We start from the raw sequence: 25,685 nt of genomic DNA, 5'->3' as shown, positions 1-25,685 counted from the left end.
TCCCGGCCCGAACGCAGGAGCCAGCATGCCGAGGTTCGCCGCGAACCTGTCCATGATGTACACCGAACACGACTTCCTCGACCGCTTCGCCGCCGCGGCGGCGGACGGCTTCGAGGCCGTCGAGTACCTCTTCCCCTACCCGTACGACGCCACCGAGCTGCGCCGCAGGCTCGACGACCACGGCCTGCGGCAGGTGCTCTTCAACGCGCCTCCCGGCGCCTGGGAGTCCGGGGAGCGCGGGATCGCGGCGCTGCCCGGACGCGAGGCGGAGGTGCGCTCCGGGATCGGCCGGGCCCTGGAGTACGCGGCGGAGCTCGGCTGCCCACGGGTGCATGTGATGGCCGGGCTGGTGGGGCCGGACGGTTCGGCCGAGCACCGCGACACCTATCTGGCCAATCTCGCCTGGGCCGCGGAACGGGCCGCCGCGGCGGGCGTCGACATCCTGATCGAGCCGATCAACGGCCGTGACATGCCCGGCTACTTCCTGAACCGGCAGTCCGAAGCGCACACCGTGGTACGGGAGGTGGGGGCCCCGAACCTCAAGGTGCAGCTCGACCTCTACCACTGCCAGATCGTCGAGGGCGACCTCACCACGACCCTGCGCCGTGACCTGCCGACCGGCCGGGTCGGCCATCTGCAAATCGCGGGCGTGCCCGATCGCCATGAGCCCGACCGGGGCGAACTCGACATCCGCCATCTGTTCGGCGTCATCGACGGCCTGGGCTTCGACGGGTGGATCGGCTGTGAGTACATCCCCCGCGCCGGTACGAGCGAGGGGCTCGGCTGGCGCCACGACTACCGAGGAGACAACGCATGAGGATCGTCATCACGGGTGGCTTCGGCTTCCTGGGCCGGCGGGTCGCCGCCGCACTGCTCACGTCACGGACGTTCCGCGGTGCGCCGATCGACCGGCTGGTGCTCGCCGACCGCGTGGTGCCGCCCGGTTCGGCGACGGACGACCCTCTCGTGGACATCGTCCAGGGCGACCTGGCCGACCGTCTTGACGCGGTGTTCGCGGAGCCGGTGGATGTGCTGATCCATCTCGCCTCCGCGGTCTCGGCCGAGTGCGAGGCCGACTTCGACCTCGGTATGAGCGCCAATCTGGACACCACACGCGCGGTGCTGGAGGCCGCGCGGGCCCAGACGGCGGCCGGCGGGCCGGTGCCGCGGGTGGTGTTCTCCAGCAGCGTCGCCGTCTACGGTTCCGATCCCGCGCTGCCGCTGCCGCCGGTCGTCAGCGAGGCCACCCTGCCCACACCGCGGTCGAGCTACGGGATCCAGAAGCTCGTCTGCGAGCAGCTGATCGCGGACTACACCCGCCGCGGTTTCCTGGACGGGCGCGTCGCCCGGCTGATGACCGTGTCGGTACGGCCGGGCAAGCCGAACGCGGCGGCCTCCGGCTTTCTGTCCGGCATCGTCCGCGAGCCGCTGGCGGGCCTCCCGGCCGGCTGCCCGGTCCACCCCGAGCTGAAGGTGGCCCTGGCCTCGCCCCGGCGCACGGTCGAGGGCATCCTCCGGGTCGCGGAGGCCGAGCGCGGCGCCGGGCCGGGCCGGATCGACGGCGGGGTGCCGGTCAACCTTCCGGCGCTCACGGTCTCGGTCGCCGACATGCTGAGCACGCTGCGGCAGGTGGCCGGTGACGCCGTCGCCGACCTGGTGACGATCGCGCCCGACCCCGGTGTCGAGGCCATCGTGGGCTCGTGGCCCGCCGTGTTCGACAACGCGCGCGCCGCCGCGCTCGGGCTGACCCCCGACCCGGATTTCGCCTCGGTGGTGCGCGCCTACCTCGAAGACCACGCCGACGCGGTCGTGGACGGTGCGCGCTCTTAGGGGTGACCGACGGATCTCGATGCCTGCGGTGGGCTGTTCCCCTCCCCGCCCCTCGCCACAACTGGGGCTCCGCCCCAGACCCCGGGTCCAGGGGCGAAGACCCTGGACCCGGGGCGGAACCGCATGATCCGCCGGACACCCCGTAGCGGCCGGGGCGACCGGGGCGGTGCCGATAAACTGAAGACCATGTTCTCCAAGGTGAGCGGTCCCGTGCGGCTCGCGGATCGGGTCGCGGCGATACTCTCGGAAGAGATCGAGTCCGGACGGCTGGCCGAGGGCGACAAGCTCCCGACCGAGGTGGAGCTGGTCAAGCAGCTGGGCGTCAGCCGGACCGTGGTACGCGAGGCCGTGTCCCGGCTGCGCAACGCGGGCCTGGTCGAACCCCGTCAGGGACTCGGTGTGTTCGTGATGCCGCGCCGCACCCGGCCGCTGGATCTGGAGGCCGAGACCGCCGAGGACACCAAGTCCAAGGTGCGGCAGATCGTGGAGGTGCGCCGTCCCATCGAGGGCGAGGCGGCGTACCTCGCGGCCACCCGGGCCACCCCGGCCGACCTCGCCCGGATGCGTCAGGCCCTGGAGGCCATCGACACGGCGGTGGCGGCAGGTGGCGACGGCGTGGACGAGGATCTCGCCTTCCACCGCTCCGTCGCCGAATCGACCGGTAACGCGGTGATGCTCTCCACGCTGCGCTACCTCGGCGAGGTGCTGCGCGGCGGGATCCGCGTCACGCGTGCGAACGAGGCGCGCCGCGGCGACTTCCTCGAAGCGGTCCGGCAGGAGCACCACGCCATCCTGGCCGCCATCGAGGCCCGAGACGCCGAGGCGGCCCGCGACGCCGCGCTGCTCCACCTGAGGCACGCGGCGTCCCGGCTACAGGACGCGGACGAGGGGTTCTGGACCGAGGCCGAGAACCTCGAGGTGGATCTCGGCGCCGCCCCCTGAGGAGCGATGGGCGGCACGCGGCGTTCAGCGGATGGGCGGCGCGTGCCGCTCGGCGGCTCGGGGGTGGCGCGTGCCGCTCAGCGGCTACGGGGGTGGCGCGGTGTCCCCGGTGGATGCCTCGGCCGCGGCACCGGCGAAGCGGCGGGCCAGGTGCGCGAAGGCATCCCTCAGCTCGGGCGGCCCGATGACCTCGATGTCGGCGTCGAACCTGCCGATGGTGGCGGCCAGTCCGGGCCATGACCACGCGCCCTGGACGAGTCGGCAGCGGTCCGGGCCGAGTTCCTCGACGACCCCGTCCCGGGTGTAGGTGGACACGACGGACGCGGGCAGATCGAGGATGACCTCGCCCCGGCACGGCCAGCCGCCCGAGCCGTCGGAGCCCTGGAACCTGCTCGCGACGAAGGCGGCCACATCGCCTCCGGGCACCTCGCGCGGGGTGAAGCGCGGCCCCGTGGGGGTGCGCGGGTTGATCCGGTCCACGCGGAAGGTGCGCCAGTCGTCGCGGTCGGGGTCCCAGGCGACGAGATACCACCGCCCGCCCCGGGTGACGAGGTGGTGTGGCTCCACCCGCCGCGGCGGCGTGACGGCGGGGTCGGGGTCGGAGGCATCCGGTGCGGATACGGGGGCGTAGTCGAAGCGCAGCACCTCGCGGTCGCGGACGGCCGCGCTGAGGGTCATCAGCACCTGCGGGCCGACCTGCGGATCGGGCCGGGTTCCCGCGCCTTCCACGGCGGTGACCTGGAGGGCGTCGACGCGATGGCGCAGCCGCGCGGGCATCACCTGCCGGACGGTGCTCAGCGCACGCGCGGCCGCTTCCTCGATCCCCGCCCCGGTGACGGTGGCGGTCTGGAGCGCCACGGCGAGGGCCACGGCCTGGTCGTCGTCGAACAGCATCGGCGGCAGATCCGAACCGGCGCCGAGCCGATAGCCCCCGTCGGGGCCCTTGGCGGCCACGATGGGGTAGCCGAGCTCGCGCAGGCGGTCGACATCGCGGCGCACGGTGCGCGGGCTGACGTCCAGCCGCTCGGCCAGCAGCTGCCCCGGCCAGTCCCGGCGCGCCTGGAGCAGGGAGAGCAGTGACAGCAGTCGCGCTGATGTCTTCGGCATGACATCGATTCTGCCCGGAGAAGCGGCCACACCCTGTCCGCTACCCCTGCGACGGTAGTCCCCGTCAGACGACGAGAACGACCGAAGGACCCGATCACTGTGACCGCCACCACCACTCCCGCCACCACTCTCGACGGCGAGCGGGCCGACCTGCTCGCCGAACTCGCCGCCGCGCGATCCGCCCTGACCAGGACGGTGCGCGAGCTCGGCGACGAGCAGGCCGGCGAACGCCCGACGGTCAGCGCGCTGTGCCTGGGCGGGCTGATCAAGCACGTCGCGGCCATCGAGGAGGGCTGGCTGCGCTTCGTCCTCGAAGGCCCGTCGGCGCTGCGTTACGACCTGCCCGACGGTGTCACCTGGGCCGACCTCGCGGCCGGTACCGCACGGGAGATCCCGCAGTGGGCGATCGACAACCAGAACAACTTCCAGATGCTGCCCGGTGAGACGCTGGCCGGTGTCCTCCGGCGCTACGAGGAGGTCGCCGCCCGGAGCGAGGAGATCATCACCGCCGTCCCCGACCTGTCGGCGACGCATCCGCTGCCCGAGGCGCCCTGGAACGAGCCGGGCGCGGCGCACAGCGTGCGCCGGGTGCTGACGCACGTCATCGCCGAGACCGCCCAGCACGCCGGGCACGCGGACATCATCCGTGAGTCGCTGGACGGGCAGAAGTCCGGCTGACCGCCGACCGGATCTCCTCGGGGCCGTGCCGGTGGCGGCCGTCACCGGCACGGCTCCGGAACCCAACAGCCAAGGAACCGAAGGGAACGGCGCGGCTGTGAGGACGCGTGAGCTGGGGCGGACCGGTATCCGGGTCAGCCCCTACTGCCTGGGCACGATGATGTTCGGCCGGGCGGGCAACCCCGATCACGACGACTGTGTCCGGATCATCCACCGGGCGCTGGACTCGGGGATCAACTTCATCGACACCGCCGACGTGTACGGACCCCACGGGGAGTCGGAGGACATCGTGGGCAAGGCGCTGAAGGGGCGGCGCGACGACATCGTGCTGGCCACCAAGGTCAACGGCAGGATGGGTGAGGACCCCAACCGCGGCGGCAGCTCCCGGCGCTGGATCATCACCGAGGTCGAGCAGTCGCTGCGGCGTCTGGGGACCGACCACATCGACCTCTATCAGGTACACCATCCCGACCCGCACACCGATATCGAGGAGACGCTCTCCGCCCTGACCGATCTGGTGCGCAGCGGCAAGGTGCGGGCCATCGGGTCCTCCAACCTCCCGGCCTCGGAGATCGTCGAGGCGCAGTGGGTCGCCGACCGGCGCGGACTGCACCGCTTCCGCACCGAGCAGCCCCCGTACTCCATCCTCAACCGCGCCATCGAGCGGGAGGTCCTGCCGGTCTGCCGGCGCTACGGCATGGGCGTGCTGGTGTGGAGTCCGCTGGCGATGGGCCTGCTCACCGGCCGCTACCGCAAGGGCGGGCCCACGGTGCGGAACGCGCGGATGAGGTGGGTGCCCCGGCATCTGACCGACGAGCGCAAACTCGACGCCGTGGAGCGGCTCATCCCGCTGGCCGAGGAGGCCGGTCTGTCGCTGACCCACCTGGCGATGGGCTTCGCCATCGCCCACCCCGGCGTCACCTCGGCCATCATCGGGCCACGCACCATGGAGCAACTGGAGGATCTCCTGGCCGGGGCCGCGGTCAGCCTCGATGACGAGGTCCTCGACCGGATCGACCGGATCGTGGCGCCCGGAACCGACATCGGCCCGCTCGATGTGTCCTACACCCCGCCATCCGTCCAACTCCCGTCGCTCCGGCGGCGATCGGCGGACGAGCGCGCCGCGGTGGCACGATGACCGTTCTCGGCAACCGGGCGCTGGGCCGGGCGACGCTCGCCCGGCAGTTGCTGCTCGACCGGGCGGATTTGCCGGTCCACGACGCCGTCGCGCATCTGTGTGGCATGCAGGCGCAGGAACCGCAGGAGCCGTTCACCGGGCTCTGGTCACGGCTGCGCGCGTTCGACCCGGCGGCCCTGTCGGACCTGCTGACCGGGCGGAGCGTGGTGCGGACCCACCTCATGCGCCGCACCGTCCACCTCGTCACCGCCGATGACATCGTGGCCTGGCGAGCGCGCCACGACGCCATGCTGCGCCAGCGGGTGCTCGGGACCTACCGTCGCGAGCTGGAGGGGATGGACCTCGACGAACTCGCCGCCGCGGGCCGGGCGGTGATGGCCGACGGCGAGCCGCGCTCGATGGCCGAGCTGGTGCGGGCGCTGGCCGACCGCTATCCCGCCCCGGCACCGCGGGCACTGGGCGAGATGCTGCTCGCCGCCCTCGTCCCGGTGGCGCAGACGCCGCCGCGCGGGCTGTGGCGCTCCCGGGGAGGGGTGCGCAACGTCCTGCTCTCCTCCTGGCTGGGCCGACCGGTGGACCCGCCCGCCCCCGACGGCGCCGATCCGGTCGGGCAGGCGCTGGTACGGCGCTATCTGGCCGCCTTCGGCCCCGCGGCCTCGGCCGATCTGCGCGGCTGGTGCGGTCTCGCCGGGCTCCCGGCCGCGGTGGCCGCGATACGGGAGGAGCTGGTCACCTTCCGCGATGAACGCGGCCGGGAGCTGTTCGACCTCCCCGAGGCGCCACGCCCCGACCCCGACACCCCCGCGCCGGTGCGGTTCCTGCCCGCGTTCGACAACGCCATCCTCGGTTACCACGACCGCGGCCGGATCATCGACGATGTCCACCGCGGCCTGTCGGTCGCCGGGGAGCGCGTGGTGCTGGTGGACGGCCGTGTCGCCGCGACCTGGAGGGTCGACGCCGCCACCGTGGTCGTCACCCCGCTGGGCCGCCTCTCCTCTGCCGACCGCACGGCCGTCGGAGAGGAGGGCCGGGAACTGGCGTCGTTCCTCTCCGGCGGCGAAAGCCACCGCGTACGCGTCGCCACCTCGCCGGACTGAGCGATGCGAATGGGCCGCCTGCGTCAAGGAGCGGGGTCCTGCTGGCGCAGGGGCGCGGTACGGTCGCCGGGCACGGGCTCGGCAGCCGGTGCGGAACGGCCACGGGGGCGGGCGAAGTGACGCATCATCGGCACCTCGACACCGCGCCACAGCAGCAGCGACACCGCCACGCAGAACGCCGACACCACCACGGACAACAGCGCGGCGGACACCGTGTCGAACGTCCGCCGGCCCAGCAGCACCCGGATCTCGTACAGCAGCGGGAAGTGCACCATGTACAGCGCGAACGACGCCTCGCCCAGCAGCACCAGGCCACGGCGTCCGAGGGGGCTCTCCCGCCCTTCGACATCGCGGGTGGCGAGGGCCGGGATGAGGGCGGCCATCGGCAGACAGGTGGCGGCTCCCCACAGGTACTCCTCCGGCAGCTCCGTCCGCGCCGCGAAGACCCCCGCCAGGACGAGCAGCGGCCACCACGGACGCAGCGTCGGCCAGCGGTCGAGCTGGACCGCCCGGGCGACCAGCAGTCCGAGGACGAATTCCAGCAGCCGCACCGGCGGGAAGAAGTAGATCAGCCACCAGCGCTCCGTCGAGAGCGGCGACCAACTCCCGGGGGCCGCCTCGTCGGTGACGGCCATCGCCACCAGCGGCATCGTCACCACCAGCACCGCCACCAGGGCGATCACCGGCCAGAGCAGCCGTGCCGGGAGGGCGCGCACCGGCCGGATCAGCAGGGGGAAGAGGAGGTAGAAGAACGCCTCGCAGGAGATGGACCAGGTCACCGGGTTGACGCTGCTGAAGTCGGCCATGTCGGGGACCCAGGCGTGCACCAGCAGCAGATTCCGGACCGCCTCCCCCAGCCCCGGATCCGGCACCGGAAGCAACGCGGCGGTGCCCGTCGCCATGAGCAGGCCCAGCATCAGTGACCAGGTCACCACGTGGTTGGGGAAGATCTTCACCAGCCGGCGGCGCCAGAACCGCACGGCGGTGTCGGCCGGGGAGGCGTTCCACGCCAGGACGAATCCGCTGAGCAGGAAGAACGAGGAGACCGCCGCCGCGCTCGCCATGGACGAGGCGTCGGCGGCCTCATAGACCCCCTGGTCCTCGAAGAATCTGCCCAGCGTCAGCACATGGCCCGCCAACACCACACCGGCCAGCAGAAAGCGAAGCCCGGTCAACGACGGCAGCCGATCGCCACGCGGCAACACACCGGCCAAAGGAGACCCCTCTCCATACGAAGCAGGCACAGCACCCACGAGCCTGCCCGTCGCACCGCCCCGGCCCCAATACCGCCCCTACGGGAACATCCAGGCGAACACCACCACCCGCGGAGGGGCGCGTCAGCGCGCGCCCGGGAGCACGGGCGAGAGCCGGTAGGCGTTCTCGTGGGTGATCACACGACCGGCGGTGGGCGGCGGGAAGTGGGTGCCGAGCAGGAGGGTGTCCGTGTCGGCGAGGGCGCCGAAGAGCTTGTGGCGGGTGGCCTCGGACTGCTCCGGGGCGATGTCGACGCACGATCCGATGGCGGGGTGGGCGAGCTGGACGGGGTGGTGGACGCAGTCGCCGGTGATCAGCGCCCGCTCGTCGCGGCTGTCGAGCTGAAGGGCGATATGGCCGGGGGTGTGCCCGGGCGTGGGGATCAGCCGGAGTCCGGGGATGACCTCGGTGCCCTCTTCGGGGACGTCGACCAGGTCGAGCCGCCCCGCGTCCTCGACCGGAATCACGGAGTCGAGGAACATCTGGGCGCGCGGCTCGTCCATGTCGTAGGCCGCCCAGAACTCCCGTTCGGCGCGGGAGGTGAGGTAGCGCGCGTGCGGAAAGGTGGGCACCCATGCGCCGTCCACCTCATGGGTGTTCCAGCCGACGTGGTCGGTGTGCAGATGGGTGAGGATCACCAGGTCGATGGATTCCCGGGGGAACCCGGCGGCTGCCAGGCGCTCCAGGTAGTCGGTCCGCAGATCGTGCCAGGCCGGGTTGGCCCGCGTCTTGCCGTTGCCGATGCCGGTGTCGACCAGGACCCGCGCCCCGCCCACCTCGAAGGCGAAGCTGTGGCTGGCGATGCGCAGGGTGCCGTCCTGGTCGGCGAAGTCGGGGCGCAGCCAGTCCTGCCGCGAGACCACGTCGGTGGTGGCGTCGGGCAGCAGCCATGGCCCGGTCTGGGGCGGCAGGAGCACCTCGTCGACGCGGTGGACGGCGATGTCGCCCACGGTCCAGAAGGGGATGTCGATGGCTTGGGGTGTACGCATGACCCACTCTCCCTAAAAGCAATCCGTTTGCCTTAAGTCACCGTAGGCCTTACAGTCGGCTAACGCAAACGGTTAGCTTTTGCCTCGATGAGACCTCACTGAGGGAGACACCTTGTCCGCCGCTGAACTCACCCCACCGGAGGCGGCCCGCTGGGCCGCCCGCGCCGGCCTTCCGCTGCCGGCCGAGCGCCACGCCGCCGCGGCGGCCACCGCCAACCACATCCACGCCGTCGTCGCCGTCCTGCGCGAGCTGGACTTCGGCGACACCCCGCCCGCCCCCGCCTACCGCGCGGGAGAGGAGCAGCACGATGCGGCCGTATGAGCTGTCCCTCACCGCGGCCGCCGAGGCGATCCGGACCCGGCGGCTGTCCCCCGTCGAGCTGGTGGACTCCGTCCTGGACCGCGTCGAGCGACTGGAACCGCGGCTGAACGCCTACGCCACGGTGACGGCCGAGCGGGCGCGCCGGGCCGCGCGCGAGGCCGCGGACGAAGCCGCGGCCGGCCGCCTCCGCGGCCCGCTGCACGGCATCCCGATGGGCCTGAAGGACCTGATCGACGTCGCGGGCGTGGCCACCACCGCGAGCTCCCGGGTCCGCGCCGACCACCGCGCCCAGGCGGACAGCACGGTCGCCGCCCGGTTGAGTGCGTCCGGCGCGGTCCTGGTCGGCAAGACCCACACCCATGAGTTCGCCTATGGGCTCACCACCCCGCAGACCCACAACGCCTGGGACACCGGCCGGGTCGCGGGCGGCTCCAGCGGCGGATCCGCCGTGGCCGTCGCCGCGGGCACCGCGGCCTTCGCCCTGGGCACCGACACCGGCGGATCCATCCGCGTCCCCGCCGCGCTCAACGGGGTCGTCGGCCTCAAGCCGACGTACGGCCTCGTCCCCCGCCACGGCGTCACCTCCCTGTCGTGGTCGCTGGACCACGTCGGCCCGCTCACCCGTACCGTCGAGGACCAGGCCCTGGTCCTGGCGGTCCTGGCCGGGCACGACCCCCGCGACCCCGCCTCCCTGGACGTGCCCGCGCGGGACTGCCGGCCGGGCGCGGCCGAGGACCTGACGGGACTGCGCGTCGGCGTGCCGCGCAACTACTACTTCGAGCACGTCGACGCGGAGGTGGAGGCCGCGGTCCGGCGGGCCGTCGACCGGCTCGAGGCCCTGGGCGCCCGCCTCGTCGAGGTCGAGATCCCCATGACCCGCTACATCCAGGCCACGCAGTGGGGCCTGATGGTGCCGGAGGCCACCGCGTACCACGAGCGCACCCTGCGCACGGCGCCGGAGCTGTACCAGGCGGACGTGCGCATCCTGCTGGAGGCGGGCGAGCTGATGCCCGCCGGGGACTATCTGCGCGCCCAGCGCTCCCGGACCCTGATGCGGCGGGAGTGGGCGCGCGTACTGGAGGGCGTCGATGTGATCGCCGCCCCCACGGTCCCGGCCACCGCGGTGGCGGCCGGCCAGGAGACGATCACCTGGCCGGACGGCACCGTCGAAGCCGTCTCCGACGCCTATGTGCGCCTCTCGGCCCCCGCCAACCTCACCGGGCTGCCGTCGCTCTCCGTCCCGGTGGGCCACGACACGGCCGGCCTGCCGATCGGCATGCAGCTGCTCGGGCGGCCGCTCGGGGAGAGCGTGCTGCTGCGGGTCGGCCACGCCTACGAGCGGACCCGGCCCGCCCGCGAGCTGGCATCGGCGGCCTGACGCGGCCACCGGGTGAGCGCGGGGCGCACCGCTTCCCCAGAAGCAACAGATTTGCTTTAAGGTGGGATGAATGAGCAGGCAGATGGTGCGCCCCGGGGGGCGCAGCGCCCGGGTCCAGGCATCGGTGCACACCGCCGTGCGCGAACTGGAGGCGGAGGTGGGCCGCGACGGTCTCACGGTGCCGCTGATCGCCCAGCGTGCGGGGGTCACCCCCTCCACGATCTACCGCCGCTGGGGAGACCTCAGCCAACTGCTGTCGGATGTGGCGGTCGAGCGTCTGCGGCCCGACACCACGCCCCAGGACCACGGCGGTCTGGAGTCCGATCTGACGGCCTGGGCCGAGCAGTTCCTGGACGAGATGGCCTCCCCTGCCGGCCGTGCCTACATCCGCGACGCCCTGCTCGGCGACCCGGACGGCAGCAACGCCGGCCAGTGCTCGGCCTACGCCGCCGACCAGGTCGATGTGATACTGACCCGCGCGGCCGAGCGCGGGGAGGACACCCCCGGCGTCGAGACGGTCGTCGACCACATCGTGGCGCCGCTGATGTACCGCATCCTCTTCCGCCCCGCCGGGCTCGACGCCGCGCATGCCCGCGGACTCGTGGCGGGGCTCCTCGAGGGGAACGCCGCCGCCGGGACATGAGACCGGCCGGTGAGCGCCGGATGAGTCAGCCGCGCGGGACCGGAGCGCGCAGGAAGTCCGAGAGCGCCTCCAGCAGCCGGTCCACGTCCTCGTTGCTGGTGTAGGGGGCCAGACCGATACGCAGCCCACCGGTGTCACCCAGGCCCAGCCTGCGGGATGCCTCCACCGCGTAGAACGAACCGGAGGGGGCGTCGACACCACGGCCGGCGAGGTAGCGGTAGGCGTCGGTGGTGTCGTGGCCGTCGATGGTCAGCAACACGGTCGGGGTGCGGTCCACGGCCCGCGAGTGGATGGTCAGCGGCTCGAGAGCGGCCAGCCCCTCGTCGATGCGCCCGCGCAGCATCGCCTCGTGCTCCTCGAGGGCCGCGAACGACGACGCCAGCCGCTTCCTGCGGCTGCCTTCCGCGCCGGGGTCCAGGGTGGCGAGGAAGTCGACGGCGGCGCGGGTCCCGGCGAGGAATTCATAGGGCAGGGTGCCGAATTCGAAGCGCTCGGGAACGGCGTTCGTCGACGGGAGCAGCTTGTCCGGGGCCAGGGTCTCCAGGAGCTCGGGACCGGCTGCCAGCACACCGAGGTGGGGGCCGAGGAACTTGTAGGGGGAGCAGACGAAGAAGTCCGCTCCGAGCCGCCGGATGTCGACATGGGCGTGGGCGGCGTAGTGCACGCCGTCGACGTGGAGGAGCGCCCCGGCCGCGTGCACCCGCCGGGAGATCTCCGGGATGTCCGGGCGGGTGCCGATCAGGTTCGAGGCTGCGGTGACCGCGACCAGCCGGGTGCGGTCGCCGAGCTGGGCGCTGATGTCATCGGGGGTCAGCTCGCCGGTGGCGGGGTCGAAGTCGGCCCAGCGCACGGTGGCCCCGGCGGCCTCGGCGGCCTGGACCCAGGGGCGGATGTTGGAGTCGTGGTCCAGCCGGGACACCACCACCTCGTCGCCCGGCGACCAGGTCTTGGCGAGGGTGCGGGAGAAGTCGTAGATGAGGGCGGTGGCGCTGCGCCCGAAGACGATCCCGGCAGGGTCGGCGCCGAGCAGATCGGCCATGGCCTGCCGGGCCGACCGGACCAGGGCCTCGGCGTTGCGCTCCCCCGCGGTGAGGTGGCCGCGGTTGGCCAGGGGGTTGGCCAGCGCTTCGGAGACGGCCTCGATGACGGGGAGCGGGGTCTGGGTGCCTCCCGGGCCGTCGAAGTGGGCCGACCCGGCCTTCAGCGCGGGGAACTGTGCGCGGATGGCGGTGATGTCGTATGTCACGAACGGCTCCTTGCAGAGTGCCTTGGCGAGCGGGTGACCAGGGCGATCTTAGGCAGGCCCGGGTGGGGAACGGCAGGGGGCGAGGACGGCGGCCGCGCCGGGGCAGGACGGGCCGCCGCGCCGGGGACAGGACGGCCGCCGCGCCGGGAAGAGGACGGGCCGCCGCGCCGGGAAGAAGTGTCCGGCGCCCGGACGGCCACCCTGATTGAATCTGTACGTAGCGGGATGATTCACCATCCTCTTCCGCCGCGCAGGACCGGACGCAGAAGGCGGTGGCGCCGACGTGAGCAGCGACTCTCCTCCCCCGCCCGAGCGAGCGGGAGGCCGGGGCGTTAGCCCTCGGCGTGGTGTGGCCGGCGGACCGGCGGGGCGGGCCTCGCGGGCGGTGGCGCGGGCCCGCCGCTCCGGCTCCGCGGCCCTGACGGCGGCGGTGCGCCGGGCGGGGGACGAGGACGGACGGGTCCATCCCGGGCTGTGGCTGGCCGCCGCGTACGCATGGCGTCTGGTGGTCATCGGGGTGGCCGTCTATCTGGCGTTCAGGGTGCTGGGGCGGTTCGAGCTCGTCGCGATCGCGGTGTTCCTCGCGCTGGTGGCCACCGCCTTGCTGCGCCCGCTGGCCGATCTGCTGGCGCGGGTGTGTCCCAGGCCGCTGGCGGTGGCGCTGGCGGTGTTCGGCACGCTGTTCGCGGTGTTGGGGCTGCTGGCGCTGGTGGGGAACGCGGCGGCCGCGGAGGCGGGCCGGCTGGTGGGTGAGCTGCGCGGCGGGATCGGCCGGATCGAGCGGTGGCTGGAGGGGCCGCCGTTCCATGTGCGGCACGGGGTGCTGTCGGGAGCGCACGACAAGATCACCGCCTTTGTGTCACGGCATCGCGCGACGCTGATCAGCAGGGCGCTCAGCAGCGCCGGGCGAGTCGTGGAGGCGGGCACGGCGGTGTTCCTGGCCCTGTTCTGTTCGATCTTCTTCATCCATTCCGGCGACCGGATGTGGCAGTGGTTCCGGGGCCAGCTCCCCGAGCGCGCCCGGCCCCCGTGGGACCGTGCGGCACGGGCGGCGTGGACCACCTTCGCCGGATACACCCGGGGCATCATCGTCGTGGCGGCCTCCAACGCGACCCTGGTCGGCATCGCCCTGTTCCTGCTGCGGGTGCCACTGGCCCTGCCGCTGACGCTGCTCGTCTTCTTCGCGACGTTCGTCCCGCTGATCGGTTCGCCGATCGCGCTGGCGGTGGCCACGGTGGTTGCTCTGGCCGGGCGGGGTCCGGCCATCGCGGCCGTGGTGCTGTTGCTGATCGTGGCGGTCGGTCAGTTCGAGGGCCATGTGCTGCATCCGCTGGTGATGAGCTGGGCGGTGCGGCTCCATCCGGTGGTGGTGGCGATTTCGGTCATCGCCGGCAGCATCGTGGCGGGGGTGGTCGGGGCGGTGGTGGCCGTGCCCATGGTGTCCGTCGCCTGGTCGGTGACGCGGGCGCTGCGCGGGCGGCCGCCCGGCGAGGCCTGACCGGCGCCGCGACCGGAGCAGCCGTACGCCGGAGACCGGAATACATCTCTATAAATTGCATCTAAGATTCGCATTATCGTAATCTGCCGCCATGCGGCTGACGAAGTCAACGGACCTGGCGCTCCGCACGATCATGCGGCTGGCGGTCACCGGAACCGAGCCCTGCACCGCCCGGCAGATCGCCGGGGAGATGCAGGTGCCGTACAGCCACCTGGCCAAGGTGGCGGCCCGGCTACAGCACCTGGGGCTGATCGAGACACGGCGCGGACGGGGCGGCGGGCTGACGCTCACCACGACCGGGCGGACCGCCTCGGTCGGCCAGCTGGTCCGGGAGCTCGAGGGGGTCGGCGATGTCGTCGACTGCGAGGGGGATGTGCCGTGTCCGCTGCGGCAGGGCTGCCGGCTGCGGATGGCGCTGCGCCGGGCGCAGGAGGCGTTCCTCACCTCGCTCGACCCCCTCACGGTCGACGATCTGGTGGCGTCCCCGACCGGCCCGGTGCTGCTGGGGCTGGTCGGACGAGCGCCCGGGCTGTCCCCATGAGGCCGCCGTCCGGGTTACGCACCCCGGATCCCGTTCCGCCGAGCCGTGCTGACACGGAGGTCACCATGCCCGGTTCACCCATGCCGTTGAATACGAATCTGAGATACCATTTAGGCCCGCCCATGCTCTCCCAGAAGTCCGCCGAGACCGTCCGCGCCACGCTTCCCGCCGTCGGTGAGGCCATCGGCACCATCACCGAGCTGTTCTACCGGAAGCTCTTCACGGCCCACCCCGAACTGCTGAGCAACATGTTCAACCGGGCCAACCAGGCCGCGGGCACCCAACGGCAGGCCCTCGCGGGCGCGATCGCCGCGTTCGCCACCGCCCTGGTGGAGCGGCCGGGCACCCGCCCCGACGCCCTGCTGAGCCGGATCGCCCACAAGCACGCCTCGCTCGGGGTGAGCGCCGCGCAGTATCCGGTGGTGCACCGTCATCTGTCCGCGGCCATCGCGGAGGTGCTCGGCGACGCGGCCACCGACGAGGTGACCGCGGCCTGGGACGAGGTGTACTGGCTGATGGCCAACGCCCTGATCGAGATCGAGCGGCGGCTGTATGCCGAGCAGGGCGTGCTGGTCGGCGGGACCTGGCGGCAGTGGGAGGTGGTCGAGCGGGTCCGGGAGACCGCGGATGTGGCCACCTTCCGGATCCGTCCGGCGGACGGCCGTCCCGCCCCGGCGTTCAAGGCGGGCCAGTATGTCTCGGTGCAGGTGGAACTGGCCGACGGGGCACGGCAGATCCGCCAGTACAGCCTGACCAACGCCCCCGGTGCCACGGTGCGCTCCATCTCCGTCAAGCGCGAGCGCGCGGGCGAGGGCCCGGCAGGTGAGGTCTCCGGCCATCTCCACGACCACGTCCACGAGGGCGACGAGCTCACCGTCTCCGCGCCCTACGGCGATGTCGTGCTCGACGGCACGGACACACCGCTGCTGCTCGCCTCCGCCGGGATCGGCTGCACTCCGATGGTGGCCATGCTGGAGGAGCTGACGGCCGGTGGACACCAGGCCCCGGTCATCGCCGTCCACGCCGACCGCTCCCCCGCCGACCACGCCCTGCGCGCCGACCAGGAGCGGCTGGTCACCAAGCTGGCACGGGGCACCGCCCATACGTGGTACGAGCGGCCCGAGGGCGACTGGCCGGCCGAGCGCACCGGCCGTGTCGACCTGTCCGGCATCGAGATCCCGGACGGGGTGCAGGCGTATCTGTGCGGGCCGATGCCCTTCATGCGGTCGGTGCGGACCCAGCTGCTGGAGCGCGGGGTGCACCCCTCCGCGATCCACTACGAGGTCTTCGGACCCGACCTGTGGCTGACGCGGGACGACGGCGAGGGCGACTGACGCGCACCGGCGCCCGTCCGCCCGATGTTGGCCGGAAGAACTCGAATGGCCCAGGGGCCGGTCGCTTTTGCCGGGGGGAACGTGGGACCGTACGGACACGGGTTCTGCCCGTTCCGTACGCAACCGTACGGAATGGTCCGTCCGGGTACCCCCACATCGACGAGGAACCATGGATCGCGAAAAGATCACTCTCAGCGGCGCTCAGGAGACCTTGCTCGCCACTCTGTACGGCAGGGCGGTGGACAGCCGTTCACCCGACTCCATCCTGCACGACCACGCGGCCCGGGAGGCCGTGGAGCGCGTGGCCTACGACTTCGACAAAACGGGGATGACGGACACGACGGCGGTCGGCATCGCCCTGCGGGCGAAACAGCTCGACGACTGGGCCATGGAGTTCCTGGCCGAGCACCAGAAGGCGACCGTGCTCCATCTCGCGTGCGGTCTCGACACCCGGGCGCAGCGCCTCGACCCGCCGCCGTCGGTGCGCTGGCTCGACGTCGACTACCCCGAGGTGATCGATCTGCGCCGGCGGCTGCTTCCCCAGCCGTCGGGGAACTACGAGATGGTCGGCGCCTCGGTGACCGATGAGGCATGGCTGCGCGAGGTGCCGGACGACCGGCCCACCGTGGTCGTCGCCGAGGGGCTGACGATGTATCTGCGCAAGGAGGAGGGCAAGCGGCTGATCCAGCGGATCACCGAGCGGTTCCCCAGTGGCCAGCTGCTCTTCGATGTCTACGGGCCGCTCGGCATCCGGCTCCAGAAGATGGTCCCCGCGGTGCGCAACGCGGGCGCCACCCTCCACTGGGGCCTGGACGACCCCCATGAGGTCGAGACCTGGCACCCGGGGCTGACCTGCCTCGACGCGGTGCGCAGCGTGGACATGCCGGGGGTGGAGAAGATGCCGGCCTCCGGCCGGATGAGCATGCGGGTGATGGCGCGTCTGCCCGGTTTCCGGGATGTGGGCCGGATCCTGCGCTACCGCTTCTAGTGGCTCCGGCCCGGCGCCGGTTTGGTCCCGGCGCCGGGCCGAGCTGCCGGATGACCGCTATTTGATGCCCACCAGCATGGAGTAGCCGTCCGTCAGCGGCTCGATCCGGCTGCCGCTGAAGCCCGTGTCCGCCAGCCAGGCGCGGCCGTCGGCGGCCGTGTACTCGAAGCCGGAGCGGGTCTCGATGAGCATGTTCAGGCTGGCCAGCAGGCCGAAGGTGTTCTCCTTGCGGTCGTCGTCGATGATGGCCTCGTAGACGAGGACCGCTCCCCCGTCGGGCAGCGCGTCATACGCCTTCTTCAGCAGCAGCCGCTTCTCCTCCAGGCCCCAGCCGTGCAGGATCTGGCCCAGCACGATGACATCGGCGCGGGGTAGGTCATCGGTGAAGAAGTCGCCACCGTGGAAGGTGAGCCGGTCCTCCAGGCCGAAGGACGCCACGTACTTCTCGAAGACGGGCCGCACCCGGGGCAGCTCGAAGACACCGCCGCTCATATGGGGGTGGCGCTGGGCCACCGCCACCGGAACGCAGCCCACCGCTCCGCCGACGTCCAGCACGGTCCGGTAGTCGGCCCAGGGGAACCGCTCGGCTATCACCATCGCCTTGCCCATGCTGAGCCCGGTCATGCCGTGCAGGAATCGCTCGAGGCCCTCCTGGTCGTGGTAGATGGCGTCGAAGACGTCGCCGCCGTGCTTGTGCTCGTTCTGCGGTTTCCCGGTGTGCAGCGCCTCGGTGAGCGACCCCCAGAAGGGATACAGCCGGCTGTTGGCCATCTCCAGGATGCCGCCCGCGTAGGTGGCCTTCCCACGGTCGAGAAAGGTGTCGGCGGACGGGCTGTTGCGGTACACGCCCTCGGAGCGCTCCAGGAATCCGAGGGCCACCAGCGCGTCGAGGAAGTCGGCGGCGCCGCGCGGATGCAGTCCGAGCGCCTCGGCCAGGTCGCCACCGGTGCGGGGACCTTCGGCGAGCCGGGAGAAGAGATCCAGTTCCACCGCGGTGAGCAGCGCCTTCGACGCCATGAAGCCGAGCCCGACCTCAAGAATGGGCTCGGGGCTGATCTCGTGCCGCATAGGGCTCCCTCACTGTTCCCGGATCTGCGCTCTCACCGCGTCTGACCGTATGTGGACCTCCTTACGCTACCGTCCCGTTGCCCCCTACACGGGTCGCCGCCGGACGGTCGCGACGGGAGCGACGGACTCTTGACACCCCGTGTGACAGCGCTTTCTATTCGACGAATGACATCCGGACGACGATCCGTCAGACGCGGCCGACGGCCGCTCGGCCTTCTCATGGCCGCCGCCCTCGGCGCGGCCACGCTGGTCGCGCACCCCGCCGCCGCACACACCGCGCACACCATGCGGACCGCCGCGGCGGCCAAGGGCACCACCTACTACGTCGACTCCCGCTCGGGCCACGACGGGGCCCCGGGCACCAGCGCCGCCCGGGCCTGGCGCAGCCTCGACCGCGTCGGCCGGACCACCTTCCGGGCCGGGGACCGGATCCTGCTGAAGGCCGGTGGCTCCTGGAAGGGCCAACTGTGGCCGAAGGGCTCGGGCGAGCCGAACCGTCCGATCGTCATCGGCGGCTATGGCACGGGGCCCAAGCCGCGCATCCGCGGGGAGGGCGCCGTCGATGACGCGGTACGGCTGTTCAACCAGGAGTACTGGGAGATCCGCGACCTAGATGTCAGCAACGAGGCGCCCGCGACCGGGACTCCGGGCGCGAACCTGCGGGATCTGCGCGGTATCCATGTCTCGGGCGACAACGCGCGGCGGCTGGACCACTTCCTCGTCGACGGCGTCGACGTCCATGACGTGACCGGCGAGGTCAACTGGATCGGCGGCGATGTCTCCGGCAACGCCCCGGGGGTGCGCTTCAAGACCGGATGGGACCGCTCGAAGCGCACCGGGGGCATCGTGTTCGACACGACCGTCCCCGACATCACCGCACCGCCGTCCGCCGCCACCGTGCTCCACGACATCCAGGTGCGGAACTCCACGGTGCGCGACACCTCGTTCGCGGGCATCGTCGTCAAGCAGTACACCGGCGACGCGAAGGACACGAACGGCGCCCCCGTCGCGGTACCGACCGGCTGGGGCACCCGGACCTCGCCCGATGACACCGCCTTCACCCCGCATACGGACATCACGATCCGGGACAACTTCATCTCCCAGGGCGGGACGCGCTACGGCTGCAACGCGATGTATCTGACCAATGTGCGCGGCGCGGTGGTGGACCACAATGTGGTGGACCAGGCGGGGACGTCCGGCATCGAGGCGTACTACGCGGACGATGTGGTGATCCAGCGCAATGAGGTGTACCGGACGGAGCAGAAGGCCGGGGGCGCCGACTCCAACGGCATCGACGCCGACAAGGGCACCACGCGGGTGCGGATCCAGTACAACTTCGTGCACAACAACGGCGATGGCATCCTGCTGTGCCAGTTCTCCTTCGGCGATGTCGTGGTGCGCTACAACGTCCTCAGCGGGAATTCCCGGTATCCGCTGTATCTGCACTCCGACCGGGCCGCTTCGGCCGAGGTCTACAACAACACGGTGCACAACCGGGCGAGCCGGTACGTGGTCTACGGCTACGGCTCGTCCCTGAACGCGCGCTACGACCTGCACGACAACGCCTTCTCCTCGGCGGTCGCCGACGCGAGCCTGACCACCAGCCCGACCATCGCTTACACCAACAACTTCTACGGCGGTGCCCCGCTGCCCGTACCCGCCACCGACCCCACCGCGCGCACGGGCGACCCGCTGCTGGTGAACCCGGAGGTGTCCGGGCCGTACGGCACGGCCGACAGCGGACCGCGGCTGGACACCGCACTGGGCTTCGCTCCCCGGCCGGGCTCACCGCTGATCGGCAACGGCACCGTCGTCCCGGACAACGGCGGCCGTGACTACCGTGGCGCCCCGCTCTACCTCGGCCGTCCCGACATCGGCGCCGTCGAGGGGCCGCCGGGCGGCCGCGCTTGACCTTGTCGCAACGGCAGGGTTTCTACTGGCCATATGCGCATCGGAGAAATCGCCGCGCTCGTCGGAGTCACCTCCCGGACCGTGCGGCACTACCACCACATCGGTCTGCTGCCCGAGCCCCGGCGGCGCGCCAACGGATACCGGGTCTACACCCTCCGGGACGCCGTTCTGCTGGCCCGGATCCGGCGGCTGACGGAGCTCGGGCTCTCCCTGGACGAGGTGCGGGACGTCCTCGCGGACGACGCCGGGCGTGAGCTGGCCGAGGTGCTGGGCGAGCTGGACGCCGATCTCGCCCGTCAGGAACACGAGATCCAGCAGCGCCGCAAGGTGCTGGCGGCGCTGCTGGACGGCCCGCTCACACCGGACGCGCCGCTCTCCCCCGCGCTCGTCGAGCTCCTGAAGGTGGCGCCCGCCACCTCCTCGCCGACCGCCGCCAAGGACCGCGAGCACCTGATGCTGCTGGAGGGGATGATCGGCGGGGACACGGTGTACACGGCGCTGCGGCCGCTGGCCGAGGACCCCGCCGTGCTCCCGCTGTACGAGCGGCTGGACGAACTGGAGGGGCCGCGGCGGACGACCCACGGATCGCGCCGCTGGCCGAGCAACTGTCCGCCGCCGTACCGGACGAGGTGCTGGCGGCCATCCCGGACGGCGGCCCGACGGCGACCGGCTTCGGGCAGGCGCTGCTCGACGACTACTCACCCGCCCAGGCCGAGGTGGTGCGCCGGGTGATGGAGAAGCTGACCGGCCGACTGGGCAGGAGGGCGTCATGAGCCGGCCGTTCGCACGGGCCGCGGTGTGGGCGAAAGGCGTGGCGGAGACCCTGATCCCGCCGGTCGCGCGCCGCCTCCTCAGCCACGAGGCCCGCGCCCTGCACAGCCTCGGGCTGTGGGTGCTGCGCCGCCGCCACCAGGTCCCGGAGGGGGCGCTGGCCGTGGCCTACACCGGGCCCCAGACGGCCATGATGTACGGGATGATCTTCGTGTCGGTCATCGAGACGGTGGGGCTGGCCCTGGTGGTCCCCTGGCCGGTGGTGCACGCGATCCTGCTCGTCATCGATGTGTACGGGGTGGTGCTGGTCCTCGCCCTGCACGCGGCCTGTGTGGTCCGCCCGCATGTCGTGGGGTCCGACGGCTCGCTGCGCATCCGCTACGGCGCACTGTTCGACCTGCGGGTTCCGGCCGCCACCATCGCCACCGCCCGGGTCGACCGGCGCTATCCGGACGCACGGCTGGTGCGGCTGGGCCCGGACGGGGTGCTCGACCTCGCGGTGGGCAGCCAGACCACGGTGACGGTGGCGCTGACGGAGCCGGTGACCTTCGTACGCCCCCTCGGGCGCCGAGGCGTCGCCCGTACGCTCCGGTTCCACGCGGACGACCCCCGGGAAGCGGTCGCCGCGCTCACCCGCGCCCGGGCAGCGGCGGCGCCGGACCCGTCAGCGGCGCCGCAGTGACGGGTCGAGCAGCGCGGTCGGAGTGTCGTGCTTCTCGTGCGCGGCGAGGTCGGTGCCGGGGGCCACGATCGAGTCGATCGCGTCCAGCACATCGGCGGAGAGCACGGTGTCGGCGGCGGTGAGCTGCGTATGCAGATGGTCCAGTGGGCGGGGGCCGATGAGCGCACTGGTCACGGCGGGGTGAGCGGTCACGAATCCGAGCGCGAGGGAGCTGACCTGCACACCGGTGCGGCCCAAGGTGCGGTACCGCATGACCGTGTTCCCCATGCGGGGATGCGTGCCGGCATTGCGCGACGGCGAGCGCGGTTTGGTTGCCCGGCCCCTGCTCTGGCATCATAAGCAAACGGAACCTGGCTCCGGTAAATATACGGGACGTCGTTCCGTTTGGCCAGCTCGGCAGTGGAGGGAGCGGCGCGGTGAACGGCGGCGACAAGGGCACGGGGCCCTCGGCCCGGTCCAGGCGGGCGGACGCCCGGCGCAATCAGGAGACCCTGCTCGACGCGGCCGCCTCGGTCTTCGTCGCCTCGGGCGTGGAGGCGCCGGTGCGCGACATCGCGGCCGAGGCCGGTGTCGGGGTGGGCACCATCTACCGCCACTTCCCGACGCGGGCGGACCTGATCATCGCCGTCTACCGGCACCAGGTCGAGGCCTGCGCCGAGGCCGGTCCGGCCCTGCTGGCGAGCAGCGAGACGCCGCATGCCGCGCTGGGCCAGTGGATCAATCTCTTTGTCGACTTCCTGGTCACCAAGCACGGGCTCGCCGCCGTGCTGCGGTCCGACAACACGAGCTTCGACACGCTGCACTCGTACTTCATCGACCGCCTCCTCCCCGTGTGCACCGAGCTGCTCGACGCGGCGGCCGACGCCGGTGAGATCCGGCCCGACCTCAAGGCGTACGAGCTCATGCGCGGCGTCGGGAACCTCTGCATCGGCGCCGAGCACGACCCCGGCTATGACGCACGCCGGCTGGTCGCGCTCCTCATCGCGGGACTGCGCCAACCGCGCTGACGGCGCCGATTTCCCGTAGGTATTTCTGAGTACGCACCTGAGTATCCGGACGGATGCGGAGCCGACCGCATCCGCCCATTCTTGTCCGCATGAGTGAGACACCGGTCAAGCAGCAGAGCACGGCCGCGTTCTACGGTCAGGCGATCGCCTCCTTCGCCGTCGCCATGGCCGCCACCGCGATCGGCATCTTCCAGCTGAGCGCCAACGCCTGGGTGCGCGGCTTCCTCGCCATCTCCGTGCTCTACCTGGTGACCTCCGCCTTCACCCTGGCCAAGGTGATCCGGGACCGGCAGGAGGCCGGGCAGATCGTGAGCCGGGTCGACCAGGCGCGGGTGGAGAAGCTGCTCGCGAACCACGATCCCTTCGAGAAGCTGTAGCCCGCACGATCCGTTCGAGCAGGGACGCTGTACGAGAACATCCGGGAAGCCCAGCCTCCGGAGCTCCTGTGTGTCGCGGACACCGATGTCGGTGACGAGGCAGCCGAGGCCCTTGGCCACACACGCGTGTTGTCCCGTGGGGCGCAGCGCACCGTGAAGGCGGGCCCGCAGGCCGACATGGCGGGATCGATCGGCTTGATGGTGGAGTCCAGTGCCCCGAGGCGGCCCTGGGCCTCGTGGACGGTGGCGGCGGAGCACCCGCTCAGCTGGTCGACGAGGGCCGGGTCGGGCCGGTCGAACCGGGTGGTGACGCGCAGCATATGGCTCCTTCAGGAGTTCAGGAAAGGTCCGCACAGGCGCGGGCGATGCCTTCGCAGGCCGCGGTGAGGATGTCGTGGGAGGTCGCGAAGGAGATACGGAAGTACCCCGGTGCGCCGTACGCGGCGCCGTGGATCACCGCCACCCGCCGTGACTCCAGCAGATGGGCGGCGAAGTCCTCGTCGTCGCGGATCTCGTCGCCGGACGGGGTGCGCCTGCCGATGACTCCGGCGCAGTTGACGAAGGCGTAGAAGCCACCGCTGGGCGGGGTGCAGGAGAGGCCGGGGGTGTCATTGATCCGTTTGACCACCTCGTCGCGGCGCCCGCGGTAGACGGACACGCAGTCGCGGACAAAGCTCTGGTCGCCGGTGAGCGCGGCGGTGGCGGCGGTCATCACGTAGGTCTTGGAGACGCCGTTGGTGAGGAAGACCCGGTCGGTCAGGCGCGGTTCGACGCCCGCCATGCTGGGGACGTGGCCCGGCCGGTACCAGATCTCGTCGTAGATCTCGTCGGTGAGCACCTGGACGTGGGGGTGGTCGAGCAGTACCTCGGCGAGCGCGCGATCACCGCCGACCTGGAATGCTTCGCCTGGGAGGAGCGGGCGCGGGAGTCCTCCGCCTTCATGCTGAACCGCATCCGCAAGGAGCTCGCGGCGTGCGAGTCGGCGGCCTGGCCCCGGTGGATCGCCACCCGGGCCCGGCCGCCGCCACCTCGAGGCGAGTACGTAGCGGTACGGCGCGGAGCAGACGGGCGGGTCAGCCGCGCAGCGCCCGCAGATGTGCGCTGCGGACGTCCGCGGTCTGGCCCTGCACCACCAGGAACAGGCCCTCGCGGGCCAGCCGCTGGGCGGGGCTGCCCAGGCCGAAGGCCCGGCCGCCGCCCGCCACGATCGCCGCGGTGGTGGCGGCGCGCAGCACGTCGTAGGCCCGGGTCTTCACCGCGAGCCGGTCCGCCAGGCGCTCACCCGGGGGAACCTCGTCCACCAGCGTGTACGCCTCCCGGCGCACCTCGCGCAACCGCTCGCCCAGCACCCGCGCCGTCTCCTTCGCCTCCGCGTCCCCGGCGGCCTCCAGCAGGTCCAGGGCGGCGCCGGCCACGCCGAACACGGCCGGGTTGGGGTTGGTGTTCTTCGGACGGTCCGTGACCGCCCACTCCTCGTAGGGACGGCTCCGGACCACCGCCTCCTCGGGCACCACCAGGCCGTCCAGCTCCAGGCCGACCGTACGGGTGCCGGTCAGCGCCGCGAGCTCGAGCGGCGGCGTGGGCCGCAGACCGGGCTGCTCACGGGCGTCCGCGAAGGCGAACAGCGCCTCGCCGTCGTCGGTGACCCCGGCGAGCAGCATCACATCGTTCAGGCCCCAGCCGGTGTACCACGGCACCCGGCCGTCGAAGCGCCTGCCACCCGGGACCCGGGTGACCCGCACCGGTGTGCGGGGGAAGGCCCGCAGATGGGAGAAGGCGATGCCGGACAGCAGCGTGCCGTCGCACAGCGGCCGCAGCAGCCGCTCGCGCGCCGGGGAGTCGGCGGTGGCGAGCATCCTGACCGGGCTGTGGTGCTGGGCCTGGACGAAGTAGGTGGAGCAGCACGCCCCGGCGAGGATCTCGGCGATCTCACGGGCCACCGCGTCCGGCTCCTGCGCCCCGCCGTACGCCACCGGGCCACCCACCCCGAGCACCCCGGACCTCTTCACCTCGCCGATCGCGGCCGGAGAGACACCCTCGCGGTCGGCGATCTCGGCGCCGGGCGCCAGCACCTCATGGGCGAGGCGCCGGGCCGCCTCGACCAGCGTGGGGGCCGGGGCGGTCATGACCGCTCCCGAGCGTCGGGGGACGCCAGACCGGCCAGCAGCAGGCGCATGCCGCGGTGGAAGTGGGAGTCCCAGTCGTCCTCCTCCAGCAGCGGGAAGTGGCCGGCGAGGGTGGGGTATTCGTCGATGTGGGCACGGATGTGGGCGTCCACGGCCGAGCGGGTCGCCGCCTCGTCGGAGCGCTGTTGCCATACCGCTTCGGAGGAAACGGAGCCGATCACATAGTGGGTGATGGTGGCCGCGGCGGACGACAGGTGGACCCCTTCGAAGCCGCCGGTGGTGAGCGCGGTGTAGGCGAACTCCGAGCAGCGCAGGGCGTTGGGCCCCATGAGGGGGCGGGAGTTGGCCAGGGGCGCGGCCCATGGGTGGCGCAGCAGGACCGAGCGCAGGCCGGTCATGAACGCCTCGACGTCCTCCTGCCATGCGGCGCTGTGCCGCTCGGGGAGGTCGAGTTCGGCGAAGACCGCGTCGAGAGCGAGGTCCAGGACATCGTCCTTGGTGGCCACGTGCCAGTACAGGCTGGTCGCGTGGGCGCCGAGCCGCTCGGCGAGCCTGCGCATGCTCAGCTTCTGCACACCGTCGCGGTCCAGCAGCTCGACAGCGGTGGCGATGATTCGCTCATGTGACAGCTGAGGCCGTGGGCGGGAGGTCTTCCCGGCGCGGAACCACACCGCTCCCGGTGCGTTGTCCAGCGCCTTCTTCCCCTGGTCCGCGTCCGTTCCCGTGTTCCCGTCCGGCTTCGCGCTCACGAGCCCGCA

26 protein-coding genes and 1 pseudogene are annotated in these 25,685 nt (G+C 72.1%); 18 read left to right on the top strand and 9 right to left on the bottom strand.

The genetic code is table 11. The annotated features are described in order from the left end of the window. The first annotated feature begins 25 nt into the window (after window positions 1-25). From otnI to ABD329_RS03165, 3 genes are all read left to right on the top strand, one after another. Window positions 26-817: a 2-oxo-tetronate isomerase gene (gene otnI / locus ABD329_RS03175; protein ID WP_198280397.1), complete on the top strand. Its 792-nt coding sequence runs from the start codon at window positions 26-28 to the stop codon at window positions 815-817. After that, window positions 814-1,830 (top strand): D-erythronate dehydrogenase, encoded by a 1,017-nt coding sequence (denD, locus tag ABD329_RS03170; protein ID WP_198280398.1) that lies wholly within the window; start codon window positions 814-816, stop codon window positions 1,828-1,830. The genes otnI and denD overlap by 4 nt, the downstream gene beginning before the upstream one ends. Before the next feature lie 186 nt (window positions 1,831-2,016). After that, window positions 2,017-2,772 carry a FadR/GntR family transcriptional regulator gene (locus tag ABD329_RS03165; protein ID WP_198280399.1) on the top strand — a complete coding sequence of 252 codons (756 nt, stop codon included), beginning with the start codon at window positions 2,017-2,019 and terminating at the stop codon, window positions 2,770-2,772. An 84-nt stretch (window positions 2,773-2,856) separates the two neighbouring features. Here ABD329_RS03165 and ABD329_RS03160 read toward each other — a convergent pair whose 3' ends face one another. Continuing rightward, on the bottom strand, window positions 2,857-3,879 hold the full coding sequence (locus ABD329_RS03160) for a helix-turn-helix transcriptional regulator (protein WP_198280400.1): 1,023 nt from the start codon (window positions 3,877-3,879) through the stop codon (window positions 2,857-2,859). A 99-nt stretch (window positions 3,880-3,978) separates the two neighbouring features. Here ABD329_RS03160 and ABD329_RS03155 point away from each other — a divergent pair, with 99 nt between their 5' ends. From ABD329_RS03155 to ABD329_RS03145, 3 genes are all read left to right on the top strand, one after another. Further along, window positions 3,979-4,557 (top strand): DinB family protein, encoded by a 579-nt coding sequence (locus tag ABD329_RS03155; RefSeq protein ID WP_198280401.1) that lies wholly within the window; start codon window positions 3,979-3,981, stop codon window positions 4,555-4,557. 97 nt (window positions 4,558-4,654) lie between these two features. Next, window positions 4,655-5,695 carry an aldo/keto reductase gene (locus ABD329_RS03150; protein ID WP_198280402.1) on the top strand — a complete coding sequence of 347 codons (1,041 nt, stop codon included), beginning with the start codon at window positions 4,655-4,657 and terminating at the stop codon, window positions 5,693-5,695. Further along, complete coding sequence (locus ABD329_RS03145; RefSeq protein ID WP_344315916.1) at window positions 5,692-6,792, top strand: winged helix DNA-binding domain-containing protein; 1,101 nt, start codon at window positions 5,692-5,694, stop codon at window positions 6,790-6,792. The genes ABD329_RS03150 and ABD329_RS03145 overlap by 4 nt, the downstream gene beginning before the upstream one ends. 23 nt (window positions 6,793-6,815) lie before the next feature. On the opposite strand, the gene ABD329_RS03140 is transcribed toward ABD329_RS03145, so the two are convergent. Both ABD329_RS03140 and ABD329_RS03135 read right to left on the bottom strand, forming a co-directional pair. Then, complete coding sequence (locus ABD329_RS03140) at window positions 6,816-7,997, bottom strand: acyltransferase family protein (RefSeq protein WP_344315961.1); 1,182 nt, start codon at window positions 7,995-7,997, stop codon at window positions 6,816-6,818. Window positions 7,998-8,129: 132 nt separating this feature from the next. Further along, window positions 8,130-9,035: an MBL fold metallo-hydrolase gene (locus ABD329_RS03135; RefSeq protein ID WP_344315914.1), complete on the bottom strand. Its 906-nt coding sequence runs from the start codon at window positions 9,033-9,035 to the stop codon at window positions 8,130-8,132. 112 nt (window positions 9,036-9,147) lie between these two features. Between ABD329_RS03135 and ABD329_RS03130 the strand changes: the two genes are divergently transcribed. The 3 genes from ABD329_RS03130 to ABD329_RS03120 all read left to right on the top strand — a co-directional run bounded on the left by ABD329_RS03130 (window position 9,148) and on the right by ABD329_RS03120 (window position 11,378). Beyond that, window positions 9,148-9,357: a hypothetical protein gene (locus ABD329_RS03130; RefSeq protein ID WP_344315913.1), complete on the top strand. Its 210-nt coding sequence runs from the start codon at window positions 9,148-9,150 to the stop codon at window positions 9,355-9,357. Continuing rightward, on the top strand, window positions 9,344-10,735 hold the full coding sequence (locus ABD329_RS03125) for an amidase (RefSeq protein ID WP_344315912.1): 1,392 nt from the start codon (window positions 9,344-9,346) through the stop codon (window positions 10,733-10,735). Before ABD329_RS03130 ends, ABD329_RS03125 begins: the two co-directional genes overlap by 14 nt. A 70-nt stretch (window positions 10,736-10,805) precedes the next feature. Beyond that, on the top strand, window positions 10,806-11,378 hold the full coding sequence (locus ABD329_RS03120; RefSeq protein WP_344315911.1) for a TetR/AcrR family transcriptional regulator: 573 nt from the start codon (window positions 10,806-10,808) through the stop codon (window positions 11,376-11,378). A 25-nt stretch (window positions 11,379-11,403) separates the two neighbouring features. On the opposite strand, the gene ABD329_RS03115 is transcribed toward ABD329_RS03120, so the two are convergent. Beyond that, the gene (locus tag ABD329_RS03115) at window positions 11,404-12,624 is read right to left on the bottom strand and encodes a cysteine desulfurase-like protein (RefSeq protein WP_344315909.1); all 1,221 of its coding nucleotides are present in this window, start codon (window positions 12,622-12,624) and stop codon (window positions 11,404-11,406) included. 349 nt (window positions 12,625-12,973) lie between these two features. On the opposite strand from ABD329_RS03115, the gene ABD329_RS03110 reads away from it, so the two are divergent. The 4 genes from ABD329_RS03110 (at window position 12,974) to ABD329_RS03095 (ending at window position 16,985) form a co-directional block, all read left to right on the top strand. Continuing rightward, a complete protein-coding gene (locus ABD329_RS03110) occupies window positions 12,974-14,122 on the top strand; it encodes an AI-2E family transporter (protein ID WP_425574276.1) in 1,149 nt (382 codons plus the stop codon). Between the two features lie 91 nt (window positions 14,123-14,213). After that, window positions 14,214-14,663 (top strand): Rrf2 family transcriptional regulator, encoded by a 450-nt coding sequence (locus ABD329_RS03105; protein ID WP_344315908.1) that lies wholly within the window; start codon window positions 14,214-14,216, stop codon window positions 14,661-14,663. A 122-nt stretch (window positions 14,664-14,785) separates the two neighbouring features. After that, window positions 14,786-15,997 (top strand): globin domain-containing protein, encoded by a 1,212-nt coding sequence (locus tag ABD329_RS03100; RefSeq protein ID WP_344315906.1) that lies wholly within the window; start codon window positions 14,786-14,788, stop codon window positions 15,995-15,997. A gap of 169 nt (window positions 15,998-16,166) precedes the next feature. Further along, window positions 16,167-16,985 (top strand): class I SAM-dependent methyltransferase, encoded by an 819-nt coding sequence (locus tag ABD329_RS03095; RefSeq protein ID WP_344315905.1) that lies wholly within the window; start codon window positions 16,167-16,169, stop codon window positions 16,983-16,985. A gap of 57 nt (window positions 16,986-17,042) precedes the next feature. Here the strand turns inward: ABD329_RS03095 and ABD329_RS03090 are convergent, their stop codons facing one another. After that, a complete protein-coding gene (locus tag ABD329_RS03090) occupies window positions 17,043-18,053 on the bottom strand; it encodes a methyltransferase (protein ID WP_344315904.1) in 1,011 nt (336 codons plus the stop codon). Window positions 18,054-18,272: 219 nt separating this feature from the next. Here ABD329_RS03090 and ABD329_RS03085 point away from each other — a divergent pair, with 219 nt between their 5' ends. The 3 genes and pseudogenes from ABD329_RS03085 (at window position 18,273) to ABD329_RS03075 (ending at window position 21,417) form a co-directional block, all read left to right on the top strand. Next, entirely contained in the window at window positions 18,273-19,964 is a 1,692-nt protein-coding gene (locus ABD329_RS03085; protein ID WP_344315903.1) for a right-handed parallel beta-helix repeat-containing protein, read from the top strand. 33 nt (window positions 19,965-19,997) lie between these two features. After that, window positions 19,998-20,737: pseudogene (locus tag ABD329_RS03080) on the top strand (MerR family transcriptional regulator). Further along, complete coding sequence (locus ABD329_RS03075) at window positions 20,734-21,417, top strand: hypothetical protein (RefSeq protein ID WP_344315902.1); 684 nt, start codon at window positions 20,734-20,736, stop codon at window positions 21,415-21,417. The pseudogene ABD329_RS03080 and the gene ABD329_RS03075 overlap by 4 nt, the downstream one beginning before the upstream one ends. On the opposite strand, the gene ABD329_RS03070 is transcribed toward ABD329_RS03075, so the two are convergent. Further along, window positions 21,400-21,684 carry an aldo/keto reductase gene (locus ABD329_RS03070; protein WP_486388695.1) on the bottom strand — a complete coding sequence of 95 codons (285 nt, stop codon included), beginning with the start codon at window positions 21,682-21,684 and terminating at the stop codon, window positions 21,400-21,402. The genes ABD329_RS03075 and ABD329_RS03070 overlap by 18 nt on opposite strands. Before the next feature lie 149 nt (window positions 21,685-21,833). Here ABD329_RS03070 and ABD329_RS03065 point away from each other — a divergent pair, with 149 nt between their 5' ends. Continuing rightward, the gene (locus ABD329_RS03065; RefSeq protein WP_344315901.1) at window positions 21,834-22,424 is read left to right on the top strand and encodes a TetR/AcrR family transcriptional regulator; all 591 of its coding nucleotides are present in this window, start codon (window positions 21,834-21,836) and stop codon (window positions 22,422-22,424) included. An 89-nt stretch (window positions 22,425-22,513) separates the two neighbouring features. After that, a complete protein-coding gene (locus ABD329_RS03060) occupies window positions 22,514-22,801 on the top strand; it encodes a YiaA/YiaB family inner membrane protein (RefSeq protein ID WP_037957710.1) in 288 nt (95 codons plus the stop codon). A gap of 337 nt (window positions 22,802-23,138) precedes the next feature. On the opposite strand, the gene ABD329_RS03055 is transcribed toward ABD329_RS03060, so the two are convergent. The 3 genes from ABD329_RS03055 to ABD329_RS03045 form a co-directional block, all read right to left on the bottom strand. Beyond that, the gene (locus tag ABD329_RS03055) at window positions 23,139-23,639 is read right to left on the bottom strand and encodes an aminotransferase class I/II-fold pyridoxal phosphate-dependent enzyme (RefSeq protein WP_344315900.1); all 501 of its coding nucleotides are present in this window, start codon (window positions 23,637-23,639) and stop codon (window positions 23,139-23,141) included. Between the two features lie 235 nt (window positions 23,640-23,874). Next, on the bottom strand, window positions 23,875-24,927 hold the full coding sequence (locus ABD329_RS03050) for an acyl-CoA dehydrogenase family protein (RefSeq protein ID WP_344315899.1): 1,053 nt from the start codon (window positions 24,925-24,927) through the stop codon (window positions 23,875-23,877). Then, window positions 24,924-25,676, bottom strand: coding sequence for a TetR/AcrR family transcriptional regulator (locus ABD329_RS03045; RefSeq protein ID WP_344315898.1), 753 nt, complete (start codon window positions 25,674-25,676; stop codon window positions 24,924-24,926). The genes ABD329_RS03050 and ABD329_RS03045 overlap by 4 nt, the downstream gene beginning before the upstream one ends. Window positions 25,677-25,685 lie beyond the last annotated feature (9 nt).

Source organism: Streptomyces javensis (assembly GCF_039525925.1).
In the GTDB taxonomy this organism is placed as follows: Bacteria; Actinomycetota; Actinomycetes; order Streptomycetales; family Streptomycetaceae; genus Streptomyces; species Streptomyces asiaticus.
The sequence above is the reverse complement of the archived record's forward strand: the minus strand, read 5'-3'. Positions and strand labels throughout refer to the sequence as shown.